General features: G+C 64.4%; 16 protein-coding genes. 4 read left to right on the plus strand and 12 right to left on the minus strand.

The window, feature by feature from the left end; genetic code table 11:
- Positions 1–600: 600 nt before the first annotated feature.
- Positions 601–1,068, plus strand: coding sequence for an SRPBCC family protein (locus IGW04_RS23635; protein WP_194715559.1), 468 nt, complete (start codon positions 601–603; stop codon positions 1,066–1,068).
- A gap of 78 nt (positions 1,069–1,146) precedes the next feature.
- Here IGW04_RS23635 and IGW04_RS23640 read toward each other — a convergent pair whose 3' ends face one another.
- The 6 genes from IGW04_RS23640 to IGW04_RS23665 all read right to left on the minus strand — a co-directional run bounded on the left by IGW04_RS23640 (position 1,147) and on the right by IGW04_RS23665 (position 8,905).
- Positions 1,147–3,402, minus strand: coding sequence for a DEAD/DEAH box helicase (locus IGW04_RS23640; protein ID WP_194715560.1), 2,256 nt, complete (start codon positions 3,400–3,402; stop codon positions 1,147–1,149).
- 145 nt (positions 3,403–3,547) lie between these two features.
- Positions 3,548–4,486, minus strand: a complete 939-nt coding sequence (locus IGW04_RS23645; protein ID WP_194715561.1) for an ATP-binding cassette domain-containing protein — start codon at positions 4,484–4,486, stop codon at positions 3,548–3,550.
- On the minus strand, positions 4,483–5,460 hold the full coding sequence (locus tag IGW04_RS23650; protein ID WP_194715562.1) for an ABC transporter ATP-binding protein: 978 nt from the start codon (positions 5,458–5,460) through the stop codon (positions 4,483–4,485). Before IGW04_RS23650 ends, IGW04_RS23645 begins: the two co-directional genes overlap by 4 nt.
- A 2-nt stretch (positions 5,461–5,462) precedes the next feature.
- Positions 5,463–6,365, minus strand: a complete 903-nt coding sequence (locus tag IGW04_RS23655; RefSeq protein ID WP_194715563.1) for an ABC transporter permease — start codon at positions 6,363–6,365, stop codon at positions 5,463–5,465.
- Entirely contained in the window at positions 6,362–7,336 is a 975-nt protein-coding gene (locus IGW04_RS23660; protein ID WP_194715564.1) for an ABC transporter permease, read from the minus strand. Before IGW04_RS23660 ends, IGW04_RS23655 begins: the two co-directional genes overlap by 4 nt.
- A 3-nt stretch (positions 7,337–7,339) precedes the next feature.
- Complete coding sequence (locus IGW04_RS23665) at positions 7,340–8,905, minus strand: ABC transporter substrate-binding protein (protein WP_228527354.1); 1,566 nt, start codon at positions 8,903–8,905, stop codon at positions 7,340–7,342.
- A gap of 171 nt (positions 8,906–9,076) precedes the next feature.
- On the opposite strand from IGW04_RS23665, the gene IGW04_RS23670 reads away from it, so the two are divergent.
- The gene (locus IGW04_RS23670) at positions 9,077–9,700 is read left to right on the plus strand and encodes a hypothetical protein (RefSeq protein WP_228527355.1); all 624 of its coding nucleotides are present in this window, start codon (positions 9,077–9,079) and stop codon (positions 9,698–9,700) included.
- A 229-nt stretch (positions 9,701–9,929) separates the two neighbouring features.
- Here the strand turns inward: IGW04_RS23670 and IGW04_RS23675 are convergent, their stop codons facing one another.
- The 3 genes from IGW04_RS23675 to hemE all read right to left on the minus strand — a co-directional run bounded on the left by IGW04_RS23675 (position 9,930) and on the right by hemE (position 13,830).
- Positions 9,930–11,957, minus strand: a complete 2,028-nt coding sequence (locus IGW04_RS23675; protein ID WP_194715566.1) for a primosomal protein N' — start codon at positions 11,955–11,957, stop codon at positions 9,930–9,932.
- 180 nt (positions 11,958–12,137) lie between these two features.
- Positions 12,138–12,338, minus strand: coding sequence for a hypothetical protein (locus IGW04_RS23680; protein ID WP_194715567.1), 201 nt, complete (start codon positions 12,336–12,338; stop codon positions 12,138–12,140).
- Between the two features lie 403 nt (positions 12,339–12,741).
- On the minus strand, positions 12,742–13,830 hold the full coding sequence (gene hemE / locus IGW04_RS23685; RefSeq protein WP_194715568.1) for a uroporphyrinogen decarboxylase: 1,089 nt from the start codon (positions 13,828–13,830) through the stop codon (positions 12,742–12,744).
- A gap of 243 nt (positions 13,831–14,073) precedes the next feature.
- On the opposite strand from hemE, the gene IGW04_RS23690 reads away from it, so the two are divergent.
- Complete coding sequence (locus IGW04_RS23690; RefSeq protein WP_194715569.1) at positions 14,074–15,612, plus strand: glycerol-3-phosphate dehydrogenase; 1,539 nt, start codon at positions 14,074–14,076, stop codon at positions 15,610–15,612.
- 10 nt (positions 15,613–15,622) lie between these two features.
- On the opposite strand, the gene IGW04_RS23695 is transcribed toward IGW04_RS23690, so the two are convergent.
- The 3 genes from IGW04_RS23695 to IGW04_RS23705 are packed head-to-tail and all read right to left on the minus strand — an operon-like array spanning position 15,623 to position 17,622.
- Complete coding sequence (locus IGW04_RS23695) at positions 15,623–16,369, minus strand: SGNH/GDSL hydrolase family protein (RefSeq protein ID WP_194715570.1); 747 nt, start codon at positions 16,367–16,369, stop codon at positions 15,623–15,625.
- A gap of 9 nt (positions 16,370–16,378) precedes the next feature.
- On the minus strand, positions 16,379–17,185 hold the full coding sequence (locus IGW04_RS23700; RefSeq protein ID WP_194715571.1) for a PPK2 family polyphosphate kinase: 807 nt from the start codon (positions 17,183–17,185) through the stop codon (positions 16,379–16,381).
- Positions 17,185–17,622, minus strand: coding sequence for a CoA-binding protein (locus IGW04_RS23705; protein ID WP_194715572.1), 438 nt, complete (start codon positions 17,620–17,622; stop codon positions 17,185–17,187). The genes IGW04_RS23700 and IGW04_RS23705 overlap by 1 nt, the downstream gene beginning before the upstream one ends.
- 1,249 nt (positions 17,623–18,871) lie before the next feature.
- Between IGW04_RS23705 and IGW04_RS23710 the strand changes: the two genes are divergently transcribed.
- Complete coding sequence (locus IGW04_RS23710; RefSeq protein ID WP_194715573.1) at positions 18,872–19,318, plus strand: hypothetical protein; 447 nt, start codon at positions 18,872–18,874, stop codon at positions 19,316–19,318.
- Positions 19,319–19,428: the final 110 nt, after the last annotated feature.

The raw sequence follows: 19,428 nt of genomic DNA on the forward strand, positions 1-19,428 counted from the left end.
ACTGGCAGTAGGGGTCGGACTGTTTGCCACAATTCATCATCAACCAGTTCGCGTGCCATATTGCCTCGCCACGATAATTATCGACGAGTTGCTATGACAACGAAAATTCCATTTTGTTAGATGCTCTTAGCAAACGGCAAAATTCAAAAGCAACTGCTGCTTCGCAGTGACGTCTTACCGCGGGTGACCCAACGCGATAGCACTGCCGTCATGACCAGGCCGGGTGTTCGCCCCGGCAGGCGAGTCACTTTTTTTGCTTCGCCAAAAGAAGTAACCAAAAAAAGGCGACCCCGGCTGTGCCGCCCCGCTGCGCGGGGTTCCAGTGCCGTCGCTGCCCGGAGCGGGGCGCGGCTAAACTCGCTACGCTACGCTACGCTCAGGCAGACGCCGCACCTTTTCCCGCTCCGGGCATCGCCGACACGGCGGTACACAGACGGGGACCCCAACTACAACGGCAACGGCAACGGCCACTTCCAAAGCAACTGCACCTGCAACGGCAACGGCGCAAGCGGCGCACCGTCACCCTCCCTATCAACCATGTTAAAGTCCCGCCTTCCCCATTGATCCCATTGCGCCGCAACGCTATGCGGCGTATCTGCCATGAAATTTTCCCATCTCGTCGAAATCAACGATCCGCTCAATCCCCTGATTGAACCGCTGTCGCGGGCGCAACTCTGGCGTGGGCTGGTGTTGCGGGCCGAGCAGCCGAAAATGTTCGTGCCGCATCTCGATGCCTGCGACATCCTGGAAAAATCCGCTGCGCTGGTGGAGCGCGAGCTGCGCTACGGCGAAACCGTGATCCGCGACCGCGTCAGCTATCTGCCGCAGATGCAGGTGCATTACCACGTGCCGCAACAGAAGGACATCCCGATGTCGGACCTGACGATGACCATCGAGGAGCCGCAGCCGGGCGCGCTCTACGTGCGCTTCATCTATGACGACCACCAGGGCGAGGAAAACCAGGCGGAGGCGTTCTACAACGAATTCCGCCGCTCGGCCTATGAAGAGGCCGACATCGATACCATCCGCATGGTCAGGGAACTGGCCGAGAACGGCGCGCTGGGGTAATACCCATCCCGGTCCATCATGTGGATCGGATGGGTATGAGGCAGGTTGCGCGGCGCGCACGCGCCGGGCGGACAAGGATTACTTCGGCTTGCTGCCCTTGCGGTGGGTCTTCTTCTCGTCCACGCGGCGTTCCGCGCCGCGCTTGGGCACGGTCAGAGGCGGGCGCTTGCCGGGCGCCTTGGGCGCGGCCGGCGGGCCGTCGGCATGGGAGATGCGAAGCTGCTGGCCCGCCACCCATACCGTCTTCAAGTGATGCAGCAGTTCCTTGGGCATGCCTTCGGGCAGGTCCACCACGCTGTGGTCGTCGAAGATGTCGATGTGGCCGATGTACTTCGCTTCCAGTCCGGCTTCATTGGCGATCGCGCCGACGATGTTGGCCGGCTTGACGCCATGGCTGCTGCCGACCTCGATGCGATAACGCTCCATGCCGATGTCGCCCTTGCGTTCTTTTTTCGGCGCGCGCTCGGTCATGCGCTCGGCTCCTGCATCGCGCACCGGCCGCTCGCGCGGTGCGCGTTCTTCCGCTGGTTCACGCGGCGCACGCTCGGCTGGAGCACGCTCGGCACGGGGCGCCGGAGCAGCCTCGCGGCCGGCCGGGCGCGGCGCGGGCGCCGGGGCGAAGGTCTTTTCCACCTGCTCGCCGACGCGGCTGATGTGAAGCTGGCGGCCGGAAATGCGCACGCCCTTCAACTTGTTGATCAGGTCGGCCGGCAGGCCGTCGGGCAGGTCGAGCAGGCTGTGGTCGTCCTCGATATCGATGCGGCCGATGTTCTTCGCATCCATGCCGGCCTCGTTGGCGATCGCGCCGACGATATTGCCGGGCTTGACGCCATGCATATGCCCGACCTCGATCCGGTAGCGCGCCATGCCGGCCTCGGCCGGCCGCTCGCTGCGTTCGGTGCGTTCCCTGCGCGGCGGCGCTTCGCGCTCGTCGCGTCCGAATCGCTCGGGGCGCTCGAATCGCTCGGGGCGCTCGGCACGTTCCGGCCGCTCGGCCGCCGGCTCGCGCCGCGGCTTTTCCAGCAGCAGCGGCACATCGCCGCGCGCCATCTTGGCCAGCGCGGCGGCGATCTCGATCGCCGGCACATTCTTCTCGCTCTCGTACTGCTCGATCAGGTCGCGGTAGATGTCCAGGCCGTCACTGGCCAGCGCCTCGGCGATCTGGTCCTTGAAGCGGGCGATGCGCACATCGTTGACCGCCTCCACCGTCGGCAGCGTCAGCGGCGACACCGGCTGGCGCGTGGCGCGCTCGATCACCCGCAGCAGGCCCTTCTCGCGCGGCGTGATGAACAGGATCGCTTCGCCGCTGCGCCCGGCGCGGCCGGTGCGGCCGATGCGGTGGGTATAGCTTTCCGGGTCATGGGGCACGTCATAGTTGACCACATGGCTGATGCGCTCCACGTCCAGGCCGCGGGCGGCGACGTCGGTGGCGACCAGGATGTCGATCTTGCCGTCCTTCAGCATCTGGATGGTGCGCTCGCGCTGCTGCTGGTTGATGTCGCCGTTGATGGCGGCGGCCGAGAAGCCGCGGGCGGCCAGCTTGCCGGCCAGTTCCTCGGTGCCCAGCTTGGTGCGGGCGAAGATGATCATGCCGTCGAAGGTTTCGGCTTCCAGGATGCGGGTCAGCGCGTCGAGCTTCTGCATGCCGCTGACCAGCCAGTAGCGCTGGCGGATGTTTTCCGCGGTGCCGGTCTTGGCGGCGATGGTGACTTCGGCCGGGTCGCGCAGGTAGGTCTGGGCGATGCGCCGGATGGCCGACGGCATGGTGGCCGAGAACAGCGCGGTCTGGCGCGTCTGCGGCGTTTTCTGCAGGATGGTCTCGACATCGTCGATGAAGCCCATGCGCAGCATTTCGTCGGCTTCGTCCAGCACCAGGGTCTTCAACTGCGACAGGTCGAGCGAGCCTTTTTCCAGGTGGTCGATCACCCGGCCCGGCGTTCCCACCACCACATGCACGCCGCGGCGCAGCGCCGACAGCTGTGGACCATACGCCTGGCCGCCGTAGATCGGCATCACATGAAAGCCCGGAATATAGGTCGCATAGCGCTGGAAGGCCTCGGCGACCTGGATCGCCAGTTCCCGCGTCGGCGCCAGCACCAGCGCCTGCGGCGCGCTCTGGCGCACATCGAGGCGGCCGAGGATGGGCAGGGCAAAGGCGGCGGTCTTGCCGGTGCCGGTCTGGGCCTGGCCCAGCACGTCGCGGTTGGACATCAGGAGCGGAATGGTGGCGGCCTGGATCGGCGACGGCGACTCATAGCCGAGTTCATTGAGTACGCGCAGCAGGGGTTCGCCCAGATTCAGATCGGCAAACAGCGGGAAGGAGGTGTCGGACATGGCGGAACTCACGGATTTCTTTGATGCGGTGGAAAAACAAGGGGCGTAGTCTACTCTGTTGCGGCGGCAGGCAAGCGGTTTATCGCCGGCACACCGTGCCGCCGGGCCATTGCAGCGTCGGGAAAGCCGGCGCGCCCGGCGCCATTCAGGGCAGACCGGCGCAGTAGTGCCCGGGTTCCACTTCCCGCAACACGGTGTCGGCCTGGTCAAACCGCGCCGGCTCCAGCGCTGGCACATAGGTGATCTTGCCGACTTCCATTTTCGGCGCCGCCGCCAGCAGCGCCTGGGTGTAGGGATGGCGCGGGTTGCCATACACCGCCTCGGTCGGCCCGAGTTCGACGATGCGCCCGCGCAGCATGATGGCGACCCGGTCGGCCACATGGCGCACCACGGTCAGGTCGTGGCTGATGAAGATCGATGTGAGCCGCAGTTCCTGGCGCAGCCGCATGAACAGGTTCAGCACCTGGGCCTGGATCGACACGTCCAGCGCCGCCACCGCCTCGTCGCAGATCAGCATTTCCGGCCGCACCGCCAGCGCCCGCGCAATGCCGATGCGGGCCCGCTGCCCGCCCGAGAACTGGTGCGGGAAGCGCTGCATCAGGGTCGCATCCAGCCCGACCTGGCGCATCAGGGCGCCCACGTGCTCGCGCTGCAGCTGCCGTTCGACCAGGCCGTGCGCCACCGGCGCCTCGCCGATGATGTCCACCACCCGCATGCGCGGATTGAGCGAGGCGTAAGGGTCCTGGAAGATCATCTGGATCGCCAGCCGGGCGCGCCGCCTGTCGGCGGCGTTCATCGCATCCATGTCGGCGCCCTTCCACCAGCGCGAGCCGGCGGAGGGCGCGTGCAGGCCGGCGGCGATGCGTCCCAGCGTGGACTTGCCGGAGCCGGACTCGCCGACCAGCCCCAGCACCTCGCCCGGCGCCACCGACAGGCTGACCCGGTCGACCGCCTGCGTCACATGGCCCCGCGCCGGCGCGCCCAGCAGGCGGGCAAGGCGCTCGGCCAGGTCGGGCGCGCGCTCGAAGCGCTTGCTGACCTCGCGCAATTCCAGAAGCGGCGCGGCATGAACGGACGGCGTCATCGTCCCTGCTCCTCGAACACCGGGTGAAAGCAGCGCCAGCCATGGCTGCCTTCTTCATACAGCGGCGGCGGCGTGGCGCAGACTTCGGTGGCGCGCGGGCAGCGGTCGCGGAAGCGGCAGCCGGACGGCGCCGTCAGCGGCGACGGCGCCATGCCGTTGATCTGGGCCAGCGGCCGGCCGCGCGGATTGCGCGACGGCGCGGAGGCAATCAGGGCCCGCGTATAGGGATGGCGCGACGTCTCCAGCACCTCGCGCACCGTGCCCTGCTCCACCAGCTGGCCGGCATACATCACGGCCACGGTATCGGCCAGGCCGGCCACCACCGCCAGGTCGTGGGTGATCCAGACCAGCGCGCTGCCGGACTCGCGGCACAGGGTCTGCATTTCATACAGGATCTGGTTCTGGGTGGTGACGTCGAGCGCGGTGGTGGGCTCGTCGCAGATGATCAGGTCGGGCTTGTTCAAGAGCGCGATCGCGATCGCCACCCGCTGCCGCATGCCGCCGGAAAACTGGTGCGGATAGGCCAGCAGCCGCTCGTCGGGCGCGGCGATGCCGACCCGCGCCAGGCCGTCGCGCGCCATTTCGCGCGCCCGCTTCTTGCCCACGGGATGATGCGCCAGCACCGCTTCCATCATCTGGGTATCGATGCGCAGCACCGGATTCAGGGTCATCATCGGGTCCTGGAAGATCATCGCGATGCGCTCGCCGCGCAGCTTGCGCATCTCCTGCGCCGGCAGCCCGGCCAGTTCGCGGCCGTTGAGACGGATGCTGTCGGCCATCACGCGGCCGGGCGGATCGACCAGGGCCATGATGGAATAGCCCGTCATCGACTTGCCGGAGCCGGATTCGCCGACCAGGCCCATGATCTGGCCGCGCGCCACCGTGAAGGACACGTCGTCGACTGCCCTGACCACGCCGGCCGCGGTGGCGAATTCGGTGCGCAGGTGTTCCACTGCCAGCACGGGTTCTTCCATCGTCATACTCCCTGCAGCCGCGGATTGAGCACGTCGCGCAACTGGTCCGCCACCAGGTTGATGGCCGCCACCGTCAGCAGCAGCGCGAGGCCGGGATAGAAGCTGATCCAGTAGGTGCCCGAGAGCAGGTACTGGAAGCCGTTGGAAATCAGGAGGCCCAGCGAGGGCTCGGTGACGGGCAGGCCCAGGCCGAGGAAGGACAGCGTGGCTTCCAGCGAAATCGCGGAAGCCACCTGCAGGGCGGCGATCACGATCAGCGGCGGCAGGCAGTTCGGCAGCAGGTGGCGCAGCACGATGCGCGCCGGCGACAGCCCGAGGCCGGCCGCGGCTTCCATGTATTCCTTGCCGCGCTCGACCAGGGCGGCGCTGCGCGCGGTGCGGGCGTAGTAGGCCCATTGCACCGCGATCAGCGCGACGATGATCTTGCCCACGCCGGGACCGGACACGGCCAGGAGCACCAGCGCGATCAGGATGGGCGGAAAGGACAGCTGGATGTCGGCCACCCGCATGATCAGGCTGTCGACGCGGCCGCCGGCGTAACCGGCCAGAAGGCCCAGCGCCAGGCCGATCACCAGCGCCACCGCGGTGCTGGCGAAGCCCACGGCGATCGAGATGCGCAGGCCATACAGGATGGCCGACAGCATGTCGCGGCCCTGCTCGTCGGTGCCCATCAGGTAATGCATGCGGCCGTCGCCGGAGCGGGTGCCGGGCGCGAGGCGTGAATCCATGATGTCCAGCGCCATCAGGTCGTAGGGGTTCTGCGGCGCCAGCAGCGGCGCGCACAGCGCGGCCAGGATCAGCAGCAGCAGCACCGCGCTGGCCGCGGCGGCGATGCGGCTGGCGAAATAGGCGCGGGCGAATCGCACCAGCGGCGTGTCGGGCTGGCGCGCCATGCGGGTCGTCATCGGCTATCTCCCAGCCGCACGCGCGGATCGAGCACCGAGTACAGCACGTCCACCACCAGGTTGATGACGATGAACAGCGTCACGATCAGCATCAGGTAGGCCACGATCACCGGCCGGTCCAGCACGCGGATCGAATCGATGATCAGCTTGCCCATGCCGGGCCAGGCGAACACGGTCTCGGTGACGATGGCGAACGCGATCAGCGAGCCGAACTGCAGGGCCAGCACGGTGACGATCGGGATCAGGATGTTCTTCAGCACATGCACGCCGATGATGCGGCCATTGGACAGGCCCTTGGCGCGGGCGAAGCGCACATAGTCCTGCTGCAGCGCCTCCTGCGCGCCGGCGCGGGTCAGGCGGATCACCAGCGCGATGTTGAACAGCGCCAGGTTCAGCGCCGGCAGCAGCAGGTGCCGCAGGCCATCCCGGGTCAGGAAGCTCAGCGGCACGCCAAGCACATCGACCGTTTCGCCGCGGCCGCTGGAAGGCAGCCAGCCGAGCTTCACCGCGAACACCATGATCAGCATCAGCCCGACCCAGAAGGTCGGCAGGGAAAAGCCCAGCACCGAGACCGTCATGATGGTCTTGCCGGCCAGGCTGTTGGGCTTGAGGCCGGCCAACAGGCCCAGCGGTATGCCCAGCCCCACCGACAGCAGCATGGCCGCCACCGCCAGCTCCATCGTGGCCGGGAAGCGTTCCAGGATCAGCGCCAGCGCCGGCGTGGAAAAGGCGAACGAGCGGCCGAGGTTGCCGGCGGCGGCGTTCTGCAGGAACAGCAGGTATTGCCGCCACAGCGGCTGGTCGAGGCCAAAGGCGGCGATGATGCGGGCGCGCTCGGCCTGGTTGGCGTCGGGGCTGATCAGGATATCGACCGGGTTGCCGATGGCATAGACGCCGGCGAACACCAGCAGCGACATCACCAGCAGCACCAGCACGCTCTGCAGCAGGCGGCGGATCAGGAAAATCAGCATCGGTTACAGCGGCCGGACCTGGTGGGCGAAGGTGAATTCATCGACCCGGCCCGGATAAACCAGGCCTCGCCGCATGGCCCAGCTTGCGTACTGGTGATGCAGCGGGATCACGGCCTTCTCGCCCAGCGCCAGCGCCGCGGCGTCCTTTGCGAAGGCCTCGCGCTTGCTCTCGTCGACCGAGGACAGCGCCGAGCGCACCAGTTCATCCACCTTGGGATTGCTGTAGTGGCCCCAGTTCCAGGTGCCCCAGCCGGTGTCGGGATTGCGGGTGCCGACCAGGGTGCGCAGGCCGAAGTCGCCGGCCAGCGTGCCCCAGCCCAAAAGCGCCATGCTGAATTCGCCGGCGCGCGCCTTGCTGAAATACACCGACAGCGGCAGCGTCTGCACCTTGGCCTGGATGCCGATGCGGGTCAGGAACTGGGCCACCGTCTGCACCACCCGCTCGTCGTTGATGTAGCGGTTGTTGGGGCCGTGCAGCGTCAGGCCGAAGCCCTGCGGATAGCCGGCCTCGGCCAGCAGCTTCTTCGCGCCTTCCGGGTCGTAGGTTTCGACCGGCAGCGCGGCGTTGTAGCCGAAGATGCCGGGCGCGACGATGTTCGACGCCGGCACCGCCAGGCCTTCCATGGTGCGCGCCGCCATTGCCCGGCGGTCGATCGCCTTGGAGATCGCCTGGCGCACCCGCACGTCGGCCAGCGGGTTCTTCTCCAGCGGCTTGCCGGCGCGGTCGGTGACGAAGGGCGAGGCATGCTGCTGCTGGTCGAGATGCCAGAAGATGGTGCGCCACGAGGTTTTCTGCTCCAGCGTGAATTTCGGGTTGCTCTTCAGCTTGGCCAGGTCGGCGGTAGGCACGGTCTCGATCAGGTCGACGTCGCCGGCCAGGAGCGCCGCCAGCCGCGGCGCGCTGGCGCTGATGATGCGGAAGGTGACCTTGTCCCAGGCCGGCTTCGTGCCCCAGTACTGGTCGTTGCGGGCCAGTTCCACCCGATCGCCCCGGGCGAAGCTGACGAACCTGAACGGGCCGGTGCCGACCAGCGCGCGGCCGCTATTGAAGTCTTCGGTGCCGGCATTCTGCGCCGCCTTCTTCGAGACGATGAAGATGGAGCTCATGTCCAGCGGCAGCGGTCCATAGGGCGTGGCGGTCTTCAGCTGCACGGTGTAGGGATCGAGCGCCTTCTTGGCCACGATCTGGCGGGTATAGCTGGTGAACGGCCCCGGGCTGGCGGTCAGCGTGGCCGGCCGGTCCAGCGAGAACAGCACATCGTCGGCCGTCATCTCGCTGCCGTCATGGAATTTCACGCCGCGCCGCAGCTTGAATTCCCAGGTGGTGTCGTCCACCGCGCGCCAGGACGTGGCCAGGCCGGCGATCAGCTTGCCGTTGGCGTCGACCAGCACCAGCGTGTCGAACAGGTGGCTGGACAGGCTGATGTTGGGCGCGATGTTCAGGTAATGCGGGTCGAGCGAGGAGACGTCGGCCGCCAGGCCGATCTTCAGGTCGGCGGCAAGGGCGCTGGCTGCCATCAGGCTGGCCGCGAGCAGGACGATGCGCAGTTTCCGTGCTGTTTTCTGCATGGTTTTTCTGGGTGGACGGCGCAGGGCGCCGGGGTTGCTCATGGGTTGCCAATGATATACGGCGCACCGGATTCGGGTTTGCGCATACTTTGGGGCAGAACTTATTGCCCGCTGCCTTGCTCTGACTTGACTGAGCGACATCACCCAGCACTCAGCCTAAGGAGAGGCATTATGACAACGATTATCGCAGGCAGGTTCGAATTACAGGACGATGCGCAGCGCGCCGCAGCCGAACTGGCGCGCGCCGGATTCCCGGCCGACCGCATCAGCGTGTTCTATGTCAGTTCGGCCGGCCAGCATGACCAGACGCCGATCGGCGGCGACCGCGACCAGTCGCCGGGCGCCGAAGGCACCGGCCGCGGCAATGCCGCCGGCATGGCCGCCGGCGGCGCGATCGGCGCGGCGGTGGGCGCAGTCACCGCGCCCCTGACCGGACCGATCGGCGCCATCACCGGCGCCTTCGTTGGCGGCCACGTGGGCCAGCTGGTCGGCGCGATGGGCGCCACCAAGGATGACGGCAGCGACGCCGACGAAAACCGCATTCCGGTGCGCCAGGCAGGCATGCTGGTGGCGGTGGAAGCCGCCGGCGCCCAGGACCGGGCGGCGGACGCCCTGCGCGCGCTGGGCGCGGCCGACCTGGAAATCGGCGAAGGCAATATCGTCGCCGGCGACTGGCAGGATTTCGACCCGGTCGCGCCGCCGCGCTTCATCGACCAGCAAACCCGCACGGCCGACCGGCCGCATGCGGAAGGCCCCGGACCGGCCCCGGGCACGGGTCCGGACATCAACCGCTAGCGCATTTCCAGACCCGCCAAGTCAGATTGCCGTTGAAAGAGCTCTCCGTTCAGTAGGGTGCAATACCCGAAGGGCATTGCACCATGCGCCGGCGGAACGGGAGGCATCATCGTTCGGGCTTTACCTTGATCGACGGTCTGGTGCAATGCCCCTTCGGGGTATTGCGCCCTACGCCGTCAGCGCATGCCACGGGAGCGGGCCACGCCGGCCCCCTGGCTCGCCGTCCCGTTCAGATATCCACCGGATCGACTTCCAGCGACCATCTGGCCCGCGTCTTTATCTCCCGCAGGGCTTCCATCCACACCTTCAGAAACGCCTGCAGCGCCGGCCGCGAGGCCGACTCCAACAGCAGCTGAGCCCGGTCGACATTGGCCACCCGGGTCATGGTCATCGGTATCGGATCGTTGATCACGATGCCCGGATGCTCGACGCAGGTCGCCGCCTGCTGCAGGAACTCCAGCGCGATCTCCAGCTCCCTCGCTTCGGCCCGCAACAGCGCCTGGAACAGGAAAGGCGGCAGGCCGGCCATCTGCCGTTCTTCCAGCAGCGTGTCGGCGAAGCGGTCATAGTCATGCGCCATCAGCGCCGCATACAGCGGATGCTGCGGATAACGGGTCTGGATCAGCACTTCGCTGGCGCTGCCGCCTTCCTTCTGCGCGGCGCGGCCGGCGCGCCCCGACACCTGCATCAACTGCGCAAACAGCCGCTCGCTGGCCCGGTAGTCATGCGAGAACAGCGCCGTGTCCGGGTTCAGGATGCCCACCAGCGTCAGGTTTTTGAAGTCATGGCCCTTGGCCACCATCTGGGTGCCGACCAGGATATCGACCTCGCCGTTGTGCACGCTGTCGAATGCGGCCTGGGCGCTGCCCTTGCGGCGGGTGGAGTCGGCGTCGATGCGCAGGATGCGGGCAGTCGGGAACACCAGCTGCAGGTTTTCCTCCACCCGCTGGGTGCCGCGCCCCAGCGGCTGCAGGTCGACATTGCCGCAGGTCGGACAGGAACGCGGTATGCGCAGCTCCAGGCTGCAGTGGTGGCAGCGCAGCCGATGCTCCGGCCGGTGCAGCACCATGAAGGCGGTGCAGCGGATGCAATTGCTGACCCAGCCGCAGGCATCGCAATTGAGCACCGGCGCATAGCCGCGCCGGTTCAGGAACAGCAGCGACTGCTCGCCGCGCTCCAGGCGCCGCTTCACGGCCGACACCAGCGTGGACGTCAGCCCTTCGGCCGGCTTGTCGCGCTCCATGTCGATCAGGCGTATCGCCGGCAGCACCGCATCCTGCACCGCCCGTTCGCGCAATTCCAGCCGGCGGTAGCGGCCGGACTGGGCATGGTGCCAGCTCTCCAGCGACGGCGTGGCCGAGCCCAGCACCACCGGGATGCCGAGCTGGCGGGCGCGCCACACCGCCAGGTCGCGCGCCGAATAGCGCAGGCCTTCCTGCTGCTTGTAGGAAGGATCATGCTCCTCGTCGATGATGATGAGCTTGAGTAGCGGCAGCGACGCCAGCACCGCAAGCCGCGTGCCGAGCACGATGCTGGCCCGGCCCAGATGCGCCGTCAGCCAGTTGAGCATGCGCTCGCCCTCCGCCAGGCCGCTGTGCAGCGTTGCCACCACCAGGCCCGGGAAACGCGCCCGGATATTGGATTCCAGCTGGGGCGTCAGGTTGATCTCGGGAATCAGGATCAGCACCTGGGCATCCGGCTCGCGGGCCAGGATACGGGCCGCGGCCTGCAAATACACCTCGGTCTTGCCGCTGCCGGTGACGCCATACAGCAGTGCAGGCGCAAAACCGCTGGCCTCTGCAATGCTGTCGGCCGCCTCGCGCTGGGACGCATTCAGGGCCGGCACGCCAGCCGGCGTCGCATCGGGCACCGGCGCGTGCTGCGCGAGTTTCTTCAGCGCCCGGTTCAGCGACACCGGGTTTTCCGCGCGCAGGTTCTTGGGTACGCCAGGCACCGCCACTTCGCCCAGGGGGCGCTGGTAATACGCCGCCGCAAAGCGGCACAGATCCATCCATTGCGCCGACAGCGGTGCAAGCTGGCTGCGTACGGCCAGGGCCGCCTTGAGCTTTTCCGGCGGCAGTTCGGTGCTGTCGGCAATATCGACGATCAGCCCCATCACCTCGCGCCGGCCGAAGGGCACCAGGGCGAACTGGCCTGGCAGGGGCTCCGGCATCGCCTCTTCCACCGTCCAGCCATAGTCGAAGAGGAAGTCAAGAGGGGTATCGAGCGCTACTTTGAGTATCCTGAAACGAGCCACCTGAGACCAATCCTGAAAAAATGAGCTAACTCACGGTTTACTAAGCAGTTTTTCAACGATGCACTGCGCCTGTGGATAACTTTGTGAACAAAACCCTCTTGACACGCCAAAAGCTAGATCCCATGCGGCTTTCCGGGCGCCGCATCGAACTGAACAAAAAAAAGACCCCAACAAAATCAATCACTTAGGATTTGCGTAAACGCGACAAAAAATATTTTCTTTTTGCGCTGCACGATACGGTTTTTGTGAATAAGTGGGCTTTCCCATCGTTATTTTTTGTGCGTTGATCAAGCCATTCTCTTGCGTTGGCGCAGCTTTTTCCAATTTCGTCGTCGCTTGTTCCAACGATGAAATTCTCACTGTTAAATCGGTGAACAACAACACCATGCCGCATGAAAAAGAATTGCCCAAGCACAAGAAACGCAGGCCGTCGGAGATTTTGTCATGTTTCCTGCTCTCAACGAAACACGGTATTAACAAACACGCATAAGCCCCGGTTTACAAAGGAGATTCAGGTAGTGCGCAGGCTGTGGATAACTTTGTGCACAAATGTGCGCAACTTGCAGAAGCAGCCATGAAGGCGTTAGTCAATCCTGTGGATAAAAACAGCCATTCTTTAGAAAATCCATTGGAAATCAATGGCTTGCCAATTGAAACCTGCGCTTGCTCATTCAACTTCTAAGGCGCCGGCGAGAAATGGAAGGTGAATGATTTTGTGCATAAGTCGCATAAGTGCAGGCAAAAAAATGTTTTTAACAATTCTTGCCTGCGCGCCAGCGCTGTTTTATTGCTGCGTCCGCTGTGCCCGGCTGATACGGTGCACTGCATCAACCATCGCAGTCACGGCCTCTGGCGGCGTGAACTGGGAAATCCCGTGTCCCAGGTTGAACACATGGCCATGTCCCTCTGCCGGGGCGCCATAGGAAGCCAGCAGCTTGGCCACTTCCGCCTCGATCTGTTCCGGCTTGGCGAACAGCACCGACGGATCGAGATTGCCCTGCAGCGCCACCTTGTGCCCTACCCTTGCCCGTGCCGATCCCAGGTTCACGGTCCAGTCCAGGCCGACCGCGTCCGCGCCGATGTCGGCAATCTGCTCCAGCCACAAGCCGCCGCCCTTGGTGAACACAATGCTGGGAATGCGCACGCCGTCCTTCTCGGTCTGCAACTGGCTTACCACCTCGCGCATATAGGCAAGGGAAAACTCCTGATAGACGCCGTCGGCCAATGCGCCGCCCCAGGTGTCGAAGATCATCACCGCCTGGGCGCCGGCATCGATCTGCGCATTCAGATAGGCAGCCACGGCGGCGGCATTGGTGCGCAGGATGTGGTGCATCAGGTCCGGGCGGTCGTACAGCATGGTCTTGACGCGCCGGAAATCGTCCGAGCCGCCGCCTTCGACCATATAGCAGGCCAGGGTCCACGGGCTGCCCGAAAAACCGATCAGCGGCACCCTGCCCTGCAATTCGGTGCGGATCTGGGTAACGGCGTCGAACACATAGCGCAACTCGTTCAGGTCAGGGGCGCGCAGCGCCTGCACCGCCGCTTCGTCCCGTAACGGCCGTTCGAACTTAGGCCCCTCTCCATCGGCGAAATACAGGCCCAGGCCCATCGCGTCCGGCACGGTCAGGATGTCGGAAAACAGGATGGCGGCGTCCAGCGGGTAACGGTCCAGGGGCTGCAGCGTGACTTCCGTTGCATAGGCCGGATTCTTTGCCAGACCAAGAAAGGAACCGGCACGGGCGCGGGTGGCGCGATACTCCGGCAGGTAACGCCCCGCCTGACGCATCAGCCACAGCGGGGTGTAGTCAGTTGGCTGGCGCAGCAGGGCGCGCAGGAAAGTGTCGTTCTTGAGGGCGGCAAAGGTAGTGGACATCGGCGTGGAGGGCTATTTCGGGAAGCCGGTATTATCGCCCAAAGACACAGCCCGCGGCCGCGCCATGCACAGCGGTTGCGCGCCACGATGGCGCCGGGTCCGGATTTGACCCCGTTTGTATCAAAGTTGATGTCTTTTTGATACGAGTTGAAACATCTTTTACCGCTATGCGCTACTTTGCCTTGCACGACAGAAAGTAGCCTTGTCCGGAGCCTGTTCATTTCGGACAAGCAAAGGATGCTCATGAACTCGACGATAGATTGCGACCTGCTGGTGGTCGGCGGCGGCCTGAACGGCACGGCGATTGCCCGCGACGCTGCCGGGCGCGGCATGTCGGTGGTGCTGTGTGAACGCGACGACCTCGGCGCCCACGCGGCAGCTTCCGCCTGCGGCCCGCTGCACCCCGCCGTGCCCTCGCTGAAGAGGCAGGCATTATCCACGCTCAGAAAGGCGCTGGCCGAACGGGAAAACCTGATGCGCATTGCGCCGCATGCTGTCACGCCGCTGCGTCTTGCGGTGCCGCGCGACGACGGCCAGCAGCCATGGCGGGAGCGCGCCAGCCGGATGCTGGCCGACCGGCTGGCGCCACGCCAGCTGCTGCCGGCTTCGCGTCACCTGGACCTGCTGCATCATGTGGCCGGCCTGCCGCTGAAGCCCCAGTTCAGCCAGGGAGAACTGGTATCCGGCTGCAGGGTCGATGGCCCGCGCCTGGCGGTGCTCAATGCAATGGACGCCGCCGAGGCCGGCGCCACGATCCTGACCCGCACCGTCTGCGACGCCGCGCAGCGCGGCGGCGGAGGCTGGCAGGCGACGCTGCGCGGCCCCGGCGGCGCCGGCACCCTGGTCCGCGCGCGCGCCATGGTCAATGCCACCGGGCAGTGGGCAACCCGCTTCCTGCGCTCGGCCAGCAATATCGACCTGCCGCTTCCGCTGGTCAAATGCATCCGCCTGGTGGTGCGCAAGAAGCTGGGGCATCCGTGCAGCTACCTGCTGCGGGATGCCGAAGGCCGCAGCGTGCTGGTGCTGCCATGCGAGAACGACGCCACACTGGTCATCGGGGACGGCTTGCCGCATGGCGGCGAACCGGGTGCGCCGCAGGTAAGCGATGCCGACATCGATCGCCTGTGCAGCCTGCTCAACCGCCACTTCACCGCCCGCACCAGCGCCGCTGACGTGGTGAAGGCGAGCGCCGGCCTGCGTCTGGCCGTCCACGGCGACGGCGCCGCGCATGAACTGCCGCACCCCTATGCGCTGCGGCTGGACCGGGATGGACCGCCGCTGCTGTCGGTGCTCGGCGGCGACGCCGAGAGTTTCCGGCGCGTGGCGGAAGAAGCGGTGGACCAGCTGGCGCCGCTGCTGGGCCAGAGCGGCGGCGCCTGGACCGCCCAGGCCTGCCTGCCGGGAGGCGATCTTTTCGGCATGGCGCCCACCGCGCAAGGCGTGCTCGGCTTTGGCGACTATCTGCGCATGAAGAAACAGGCGTTTGCCTGGGCGCCGCCGGAACTGATTGAGCGATATGTCCACGGCTATGGCAGCCGGGTCGACAGGCTGCTGGCAGGTTGCGCCGGCATGCATGACCTGGGCCATGAAGTATTGCCGGGACTGTTCGAAGCCGAACTGCATTACCTGATCCGCCACGAGTGGGCGCAAACCGCCGAGGACATCCTGCGGCGCCGTTCACGGCCGGGCCATCTGCTGCCGCCCGGGGCGGCGGCAGCACTGGAAAGCTGGCTGGCCGCCACGCCGGCGGTGCGGGGTGGGCATGTGGTAAAGCATGCGTGAAGCTGCAGGCTTAGCCGTTCGTCCGCCTTTGCAGTAACGACAGATCCAGTTCGACCGCCTGCGCCAGTTCGCGTGCCCATGCGGCGCAGCCCAGCGCCGAAGGGTGATAATTGTCGATCGCCATCATGCCGGCCAGATCGGCATGGCTCTGCATCGGCACATGGCGCACGTCAGCCATGCCGGCAGCCGCTTGGTCCAGTTGCGCCGCCTTCAGGCCCAATACCCAGCGCAATGGCTGCGGCAAGGCCGGAAACCGTGCCAGCGGCGGCACGCCGGCCAGTAGCACGACGGCCGGATCGCATTTCTCGCGCAGGCTGGCCAGCAGCAGCGACAGGTCGCCCAGCCAGCGGGCGCTTGAGCGAAACGCGGTGCTGTCATTGACGCCGAATGCCACCAGCAGCACATCGATCCGCTGCGCAGGCACCAGCGGCAGCAATGCCTGCCGCGCCTGGCCCACCGTCACGCCGTTCAAGCCGCAGGCGCGCCATTGCACCGGCCTGCGCAGTTTGCCCGCCAGTTCGCGCGCCAGCGCCGCGGTGATTGCCTGCTCGTGATGATCGACGCCGACACCGGCGACCGGCGATTCGCCAACCGCCAGCAGGCGCAGCGGCGCGCCGGCAAGCGTGTCGCCGCAAAGGCCGTTATCCGCGCCGACCGCGGGCGGCAATCGTGGCGTGCGCCGGCGTACGCCACGGCCCTGTGCAGCGAGGAGCGGCAGCAGGGGCAGCGCCACCAGTTCCGGCAGCCAGCGTCGCATGTCCGGCCCTTATTCCACCTTTAGCTTGCTGTAGTCGGCATGCGGCTCGGGATAGGCCAGCTTCATTCCTTCCAGCGTTTCCTTGAAAATCGCCGCCACCGCCAGGTTGCGGTGGGTCTTGGAATCCGAGGGAATCACATACCAGGGCGCATGGTCGGCGTCGGTCTCGGCCAGCAGTTCGGTATAGGCGGCCTGGTAATCGGTCCAGAACTTGCGCTCTTCCAGGTCCTGCGGATCGAATTTCCAGTGCTTCTGCGGATCGTCCAGCCGCGCCTGCAGCCTGGCCTTCTGCTCATCCTTCGAAATATGCAGGAAGAACTTGACGATCACGGTGCCGGTTTCGGCCAGCATGCGCTCGAAGTCGCGGATATGCGCATAACGCTGCCTGCAGGTCTTTTCATCGATCCAGCCATGCACCCGCGGCACCAGCACATCCTCGTAATGACTGCGGTTGAAGATCACGATTTCACCCTGCCCGGGCGCTTCGCGGTGGATGCGCCACAGGAAGTCGTGCTCCTTTTCCACCGTGCTCGGCGCCTTGAAGGCGATGGTGCGTATGCCCAGCGGATCGGTGGCGTCGAACACGCCGCGTATCGTGCCATCCTTGCCGGCCGTATCCATGCCCTGCAGGATCACCATCAGCTTGCGGCCATGCTCAGCGTAGAAGATGTCCTGCATCTCGGCGATTTCCTGCGCCAGGATCTCCACGGCGCCCTTGTCCACCGCCTTGTCGCCGGAAGACAAAGGCTTGGCTGCCGCGTCCTCGTCGCGCACCTTGAACTTTTTGGGCAGGCGGAACTGCTGTTGCGTCTTCATCACCGTCCCGCCGCGCCGGATGTCAGCGCCATGTGCTCGATTTTCATGCAGCGGTCCATCACCACCATCATGCCGGCCTTGCGCGCCAGCTGCGCCGCCGCCTCGTTGACCACGCCAAGCTGCATCCACAGGCAGCGCGCGCCGATGGCCACCGCTTCCTCGGCAACCGGCACGATCTCCTCGGACTTGCGAAAGCACTGCACCACGTCGATCACGCCATGCTCCCGGGTCGCCTGCGTCAGCGTCGCATAGCAGTGCTCGCCGAGGATGGACTGCCCGGCATAGGTCGGATTGACGGGGATGATGCGGTGGCCATGCTGCTGCAGGTAATGCGCTACTTCATGGCTGGCGCGTTCCGGCTTGATGGACAGGCCGACCACGGCAATCGTTCGCGCGGTGGACAGCAACTGCGGGATGGACTCGAAGGCTTTGGGCATCGGACAACCTCGGGAAAGGGATTTGTTGCGTTTATTGTAAGCGGGTCGCCGCATGCGGACTTGCGTGAAGTCCGGTGCGCTGCATGTGGACCTGAGCGCAGATGGGTGCAGACAAAATGGGAAAAGACGGGAACCGAGATGAAAAGATGGCTACTCATGCAGCCCTGATTGCTGGCTACATCGTTTCCGGGGTTTCACATCGTGTGGGATATCCGGCAAGCCAGCAATCAGGAGTCGCGTCAATCTGAAAATCCCTTCTCCCTTAATGAAAGGAATCAAATGAAAGCACGTCTCGCATTATTGACTGCAATCGCGTTTTCGCTATCGGCTTGCACCGACTGGATCCCACCTCCACAGCCCGGCGCCATGATGCAGAGCTCAACCCCGCAAGCCAATGCCTGACAGCCTCTTTATTAGGCTTTAACGCTGCAAAGCGGCGAATCCGGTGTGCAAATGCTGGATACGCCGCCTTCCGTCATATTCACAGTAAAGCGCGCCAACGACACTGCCATATACAAAGCTCATTTCGCAAGTTGGACAATCCATCAAGGCGGCAAACGAGCAGCAAACAAAAAAATCCGGCTGATCGCGTCCCGGCTGAAAAATCGACCAGTGATATCGGCACCAGAAGTGGCATGTATTGCATGATTTCCAAATGACATGTCCGCGTGAAACTGGCTTCAAAAAACGAAGAATTGAATAATTCTCAAAAACATAGTGTCTTTATTTCATGTCTCCATGGATATCGCCATGCCTCATTCCACGGGCCAGTCACGAGAATTATTGAGATTAGTGCCATGACGCGAAATCAATAAGCCCGCAGGCTTATTGATTCTCTATTCGCTTGCGAATTCAAAAAGCACGCCATCTGGCATCGACAGAAAGTGCAAATCTTAGTCCCCGTTCGCTTTGCATCCTGTTTTATCGTCCTACGATTCGGGCAATAGAAAGCAAGTGATAACTCACTTTGGGAATCAGGAAAGCAACGCTTCGTGAGCAGACGGGAAAAATTTCTCCTTGAATCGAGCTTTATCCACTGTAAACCTTGCCAGCTTCGCAAAAACGATTCGTGCAATACGATTCCTTTTCGGTCAACCCTTTAGAAACAAGTCCGTTTTTCGGCAGCGGTACTCCGGCGTGACGTTTCTCTTCCCTGTCTGGTCGCACAAATAAAAACCGATTCAGGTAACCGTGCTCGACATCCAATTCTCATCACATCCTTATTTCTTTGGATATTGAAAGTCAATCCATGAAAAACGACCGACTTTTTCTTATAGCGTACCTTTTTCTGTTGGTTACTGCCTGCTCCGGTGAAGGTGGGAGCAATGCAGCTCCTGCTGCAAAAGGCAACTCGCCTGCCGCCGTTGTTGATGACGCGCCTCAGGTCGATAACGAAGATCTCACACCGGGATTGAAAGGAATCGATGCCGATGCAAACGGAATCAGGGACGACGTAGACAGGTTCATTGCAAGGCACTATTCGGCGACTGCGATGATGAAGAAAACGGCGGAACAGGAAGCACGTGCCTTCCAGAAACAAGTGGATGCTGCAACGCCAGAACAAGCACTTGCAGCAGCAAATGCTGTTTCAAGAGCCGCGGACTGTACTTTCAAAATCCTACCGCACGCCACCGAGAAGGACTTGAAATTTGCCGAAGACATGTCAATAGAAATAAAGGGGCGGTTTCAAGAGTGAAGTGCAACGGCTGTTAATGAAGTGACGTATCGGGTTGATGAGCACTCGCCAGAGTGGCGGCATAGACCTGTAATGGCGTGAGCCAGTTATGCGTTGCGCGTGGGCGCGTA

Source organism: Noviherbaspirillum soli (assembly GCF_015352955.1).
In the GTDB taxonomy this organism is placed as follows: Bacteria; Pseudomonadota; Gammaproteobacteria; order Burkholderiales; family Burkholderiaceae_D; genus Noviherbaspirillum_A; species Noviherbaspirillum_A soli.

Bases quoted from the DNA above. Each gene is read 5' to 3' on its own strand.
- IGW04_RS23635 (WP_194715559.1), top strand. From the start codon at position 601: ATGAAATTTTCCCATCTCGTCGAAATCAACGATCCGCTCAATCCCCTG.
- IGW04_RS23640 (WP_194715560.1), bottom strand. From the start codon at position 3,402: ATGTCCGACACCTCCTTCCCGCTGTTTGCCGATCTGAATCTGGGCGAA.
- IGW04_RS23645 (WP_194715561.1), bottom strand. From the start codon at position 4,486: ATGACGCCGTCCGTTCATGCCGCGCCGCTTCTGGAATTGCGCGAGGTC.
- IGW04_RS23650 (WP_194715562.1), bottom strand. From the start codon at position 5,460: ATGGAAGAACCCGTGCTGGCAGTGGAACACCTGCGCACCGAATTCGCC.
- IGW04_RS23655 (WP_194715563.1), bottom strand. From the start codon at position 6,365: ATGACGACCCGCATGGCGCGCCAGCCCGACACGCCGCTGGTGCGATTC.
- IGW04_RS23660 (WP_194715564.1), bottom strand. From the start codon at position 7,336: ATGCTGATTTTCCTGATCCGCCGCCTGCTGCAGAGCGTGCTGGTGCTG.
- IGW04_RS23665 (WP_228527354.1), bottom strand. From the start codon at position 8,905: ATGCAGAAAACAGCACGGAAACTGCGCATCGTCCTGCTCGCGGCCAGC.
- IGW04_RS23670 (WP_228527355.1), top strand. From the start codon at position 9,077: ATGACAACGATTATCGCAGGCAGGTTCGAATTACAGGACGATGCGCAG.
- hemE (WP_194715568.1), bottom strand. From the start codon at position 13,830: ATGTCCACTACCTTTGCCGCCCTCAAGAACGACACTTTCCTGCGCGCC.
- IGW04_RS23690 (WP_194715569.1), top strand. From the start codon at position 14,074: ATGAACTCGACGATAGATTGCGACCTGCTGGTGGTCGGCGGCGGCCTG.
- IGW04_RS23695 (WP_194715570.1), bottom strand. From the start codon at position 16,369: ATGCGACGCTGGCTGCCGGAACTGGTGGCGCTGCCCCTGCTGCCGCTC.
- IGW04_RS23700 (WP_194715571.1), bottom strand. From the start codon at position 17,185: ATGAAGACGCAACAGCAGTTCCGCCTGCCCAAAAAGTTCAAGGTGCGC.
- IGW04_RS23705 (WP_194715572.1), bottom strand. From the start codon at position 17,622: ATGCCCAAAGCCTTCGAGTCCATCCCGCAGTTGCTGTCCACCGCGCGA.
- IGW04_RS23710 (WP_194715573.1), top strand. From the start codon at position 18,872: ATGAAAAACGACCGACTTTTTCTTATAGCGTACCTTTTTCTGTTGGTT.